At 59.1% G+C, this 3,535-nt stretch carries 4 protein-coding genes and 1 tRNA gene; all 5 read left to right on the forward strand.

The genetic code is table 11. From position 1 onward, the window contains the following. Nucleotides 1-1,005: Fe-S cluster assembly protein SufD (gene sufD, locus Q0M35_RS05690; protein ID WP_295313254.1), on the forward strand; the 1,005-nt coding region annotated here is incomplete at its 5' end. Then, nucleotides 1,005-1,490, forward strand: a complete 486-nt coding sequence (locus Q0M35_RS05695) for a YIP1 family protein (protein ID WP_295313255.1) — start codon at nucleotides 1,005-1,007, stop codon at nucleotides 1,488-1,490. The genes sufD and Q0M35_RS05695, both read left to right, overlap by 1 nt. Then, on the forward strand, nucleotides 1,487-2,080 hold the full coding sequence (locus Q0M35_RS05700) for a YIP1 family protein (RefSeq protein ID WP_295313256.1): 594 nt from the start codon (nucleotides 1,487-1,489) through the stop codon (nucleotides 2,078-2,080). Before Q0M35_RS05695 ends, Q0M35_RS05700 begins: the two co-directional genes overlap by 4 nt. Then, a complete protein-coding gene (locus tag Q0M35_RS05705) occupies nucleotides 2,073-3,293 on the forward strand; it encodes a cysteine desulfurase (protein WP_295313257.1) in 1,221 nt (406 codons plus the stop codon). Before Q0M35_RS05700 ends, Q0M35_RS05705 begins: the two co-directional genes overlap by 8 nt. A gap of 59 nt (nucleotides 3,294-3,352) precedes the next feature. Next, nucleotides 3,353-3,429 (forward strand) — tRNA-Arg (locus Q0M35_RS05710). The last annotated feature ends 106 nt before the right edge of the window (nucleotides 3,430-3,535 follow it).

A 3,535-nucleotide genomic window follows, 5' to 3' on the forward strand; every position in this document is an offset into this window, starting at 1 on the left:
GACGCGGAAGCCTCTGACGATCTGGAAATGTCGGGCATCGTGATCGAACGCCTGGCCGAGGCCGGTGCTGATATCCACTGGGCACAGGATCTTTACGGGCGCCTTGAGGCGCGCGGACAAAAGCCCGTGGAGCGCCCTCTGGCGGCCCTGAACACGGCCTTTGCCCCTGATGGCATCCTGATCCATGTGACGGGCAAAGCCGAAAAGCCGGTGAACCTGACATACCGCCATAACTCCGAAACATCGGACGCCATTCTGCACCACGTGATCCGCCTTGATGAGGGTTGTGAGCTCACCGTGATTGAAAACGGGCCCGCTGCAGCACGGTTTAACAAGGTGATGGAAGTCGATGTGGCCGATCACGCGACCTTCCATCATGTGCGCGCCCAGGGGCGGGATCACGAGCGCCGGGCGGCCACACATATCTTCACGCGACTTGGCACAGAGAGCACCTTCAAATCCTTCACACTCACCGTCAACGGCGTCCTCACGCGCAACGAATGTGTGATTGAGCTGACCGGCGATAACGCCGTGGCCCATGTGGCCGGCGCCTGTGTAGGAGACGGTGATTTTCACCATGACGACACGGTTTTCATCACCCACGACGCAGTAAACTGCGAGAGCCGTCAGGTTTTCAAAAAGGTGCTGCGCAATGGTGCCACGGGCGTTTTTCAGGGCAAAATCCTTGTGAAAGCGGGCGCTCAGAAAACCGATGGCTATCAGATCAGCCAGTCGCTGCTGCTCGATGACGACAGCCAGTTTCTGGCCAAACCCGAGCTTGAGATTTATGCCGATGATGTGGCCTGTTCGCACGGGTCCACCTCGGGTGCGATCGACGAGGATGCGCTCTTTTACATGCGCTCGCGGGGGGTGCCTGAGGGGCCTGCCACGGACCTGCTGACGCTGGCGTTTCTGTCCGAAGCAGTAGAGGAAATCGATGCCGAGCCGCTCCGCGAAGAGATCAACGGCCTGCTCAGCGGCTGGCTGGAACGGCATCGCAGCTGATGCCGGTGACACGCGACATTCCGGCCACCTATACCGGGCCGGGCAAGGTAGTGCGCCGGCTGCTGGCGCATGGTGAGCGTGAAGACCGCGCTCTGGCCTATCTGATGGCCGGGTGCCTGCTGATGTTTGTGGCGCAGCTGCCGCGGCTCGCCCGTGAGGCACATATCAAAGATCAGGAGCTTAACATGCTTATGGGCGCTTCGCTGATGGCCTGGGTGTTTCTCGCGCCGCTGATGCTCTATTGCATTGCCGCCCTGAGCCACATCGCGGCAAGACTGATGCGCGGGAAGGGCACATTTTACGGCGCGCGCATTGCGCTCTTCTGGGCGCTGCTGGCGTCCTCTCCGGTGGTTCTGCTCAACGGGCTGGTCGCCGGCTTCATCGGTCCGGGACCGGCGTTGCAGTTTGTTGGTCTGATCTGGGTTTCGGTCTTTGGCTGGTTCTGGATCGGCGGACTTATCACAGCCGAGAAAGGGCAGGGATGACTGCCCCGGCCACACTCACTTCCATGATGCTGCTGACGCTGCGCGCGCCCGGAGAGGCCGCAGCAGTAATTCTGTCCCGGCCATGGCCGCGAGACGCACTCTGGAGCGCCGTGGTGGTGATCTCGGTGGTGAATACCTGGCTTGCCACCCTGTCGAATTACATCTTTCCGGTACCAGAACAGCTTCAGACGTTTCTGGCCTCGCCGTTTTTGTATTTCACACTGATCGCCGGCGGCTTTGTGCTGATGGTTCACGCGCTTTTCTGGACCGGACGGATGCTCGGCGGCGCGGAAACCATGGGCGATCTGCTGACGCTGATGATCTGGCTGCAGGTGATGCGCACTGTGGCTCAGGCGGTAATGATCGTGCTGATCCTGCTATCGCCCGTGCTGGCCAGTTTCGTAATGCTGTTTGTAGGTGTCGCGACGCTCTGGATTTTCATGCATTTCCTGAATATCGGCCTGAAATTGAACTCGATGATGCGGGCCTTCGGCGTCCTTATCGTTGGCACCATGGGTCTGCTGCTCAGCCTGTCCATTCTCTTTTCAATCATCGGCGTGGCCGCCATCGGAGTACCCCCGAATGTATGACGTGAACAAAATTCGCGGCGATTTTCCGATCCTGTCGCGGGAGGTAAACGGCAAGCCGCTGGTTTATCTCGACAACGGTGCCTCGGCACAAAAGCCGCAGGTCGTGATCGACGCCATCACCAATGCCTATTCAAACGAATACGCAAACGTTCACAGAGGGCTGCATTTCCTGTCGAACCTCGCCACGGATAAATACGAAAGCGTGCGGGGCGTGATCGCAAAGTTCCTCAACGCAGGCTCCGAAGATGAAATCGTGCTCAATTCCGGTACCACAGAGGGCATCAATATGGTCGCCTATTCCTGGGCGATGCCCCGGATGGAAGCCGGCGACGAGATCGTGCTCAGCGTCATGGAGCATCACGCCAATATCGTACCCTGGCATTTTCTGCGCGAGCGGCAGGGGGCCGTGCTGAAATGGGTCGATGTGGACGCCACCGGCGCGCTTGATCCGCAGGCAGTGATTGATGCCATCGGGCCGCGCACAAAACTCGTGGCGATCTCGCACCTGTCAAACGTGCTGGGCACCCGGGTGGATGTTAAAACCATCACTGCCGAGGCGCATAAACGCGGTGTTCCCGTGCTCGTCGACGGCAGCCAGGCCGCGGTGCATCAGCCAGTGGACGTGCAGGATATCGGCTGCGATTTCTATGCCATCACAGGACACAAGCTTTATGGTCCGTCGGGCTCGGGAGCGATCTATGTCACGCGCGAGCGTCTGGCCGAGATGCGTCCCTTTATCGGCGGCGGTGACATGATCCGCGAGGTGACCAAAGACGCGGTCTCTTACAGCGACCCGCCGATGAAATTCGAGGCCGGCACCCCCGGCATCGTGCAGACCATCGGCCTCGGAGTCGCTCTTGACTATATGATGGGTCTCGGCATGCAGAACATCGCGGCACATGAAGACACGCTGCGCGATTATACAGTCGAGCGTCTGGGCCGGCTGAACTGGCTGCAAATGCAGGGCACAACCCCCGACAAAGCCGCGATCTTCAGTTTTACGCTGGACGGGGCGGCACATGCCCATGACATCTCGACGATCCTCGACAAGAAAGGGGTCGCCGTGCGGGCCGGTCAGCATTGCGTGGGTCCGCTGATGGAGCATATGGGGCTGACTGCGACCTGCCGCGCGTCCTTCGGGCTTTACAACACTACGGATGAGGTCGATGTGCTCGTTGATGCGCTGGAACTGGCGCATGATCTTTTTGCCTGACATGCAGTTGATTTACCAATTGCAGGCCTGCCGGCTGCAGGCTATACGTGCCACCTGCAGGACCCTTAGCTCAGCTGGATAGAGCGCTGCCCTCCGAAGGCAGAGGCCAGAGGTTCGAATCCTCTAGGGTCCGCCACTCTCCTTTGATTTTATTGTAGAAAACAGGCAAGCAGCCGAGTTACCCCACATAATACCCCACATAAAATAGACGCTTAAGAAGTGTGAAGAACTGCTTTCGGTAT

This window comes from Roseobacter sp. (genome assembly GCF_024639605.1).
GTDB lineage: Bacteria > Pseudomonadota > Alphaproteobacteria > Rhodobacterales > Rhodobacteraceae > Roseobacter.